Here is a 420-nt window from a genome sequence, read left to right on the forward strand (position 1 = left end):
GGTCTATCAGTATTTGATTTAACTACTCAAGAAAATCAGATTTTAGATGGTTTGGACCCTACGATATTTACGATTGAATGGTTTGTCAACCAATTGGCTGTTGATAATAATGTTCCTATTGCAGATCCTTCAAATTATACAAGTAACACCACCACAGGAAGCGACAGTGTGATTGCTGTTGTGACAGATATTGCTCAAAGTACCACTACTTTCTGTAGTGCTCAGGTTATTTTAGAGCTTATCGTTCACCCACTTCCTACACCTGTACAGCCTGCTATTTATGAGCTTTGTGATGATGTTGCGAGTGGTAGTGATATGGATGAGTTTTCAATTTTTGATTTACGTAGTCGTGATGATGAGATTACTGGAGGTAATGCTGATTGGATTGTGAGTTACCATGCCACAGAGGCTGATGCTGAT

1 protein-coding gene is annotated in these 420 nt (G+C 39.0%); it reads left to right on the forward strand.

Annotation, left to right across the window (positions count from 1 at the left end; translation table 11 throughout):
• On the forward strand, positions 1-420 hold a 420-nt coding region (locus tag Q1A01_RS23730; protein WP_299686072.1), incomplete at both ends, for a hypothetical protein.

It is taken from the genome of uncultured Dokdonia sp. (assembly GCF_947492815.1).
In the GTDB taxonomy this organism is placed as follows: Bacteria; Bacteroidota; Bacteroidia; order Flavobacteriales; family Flavobacteriaceae; genus Dokdonia.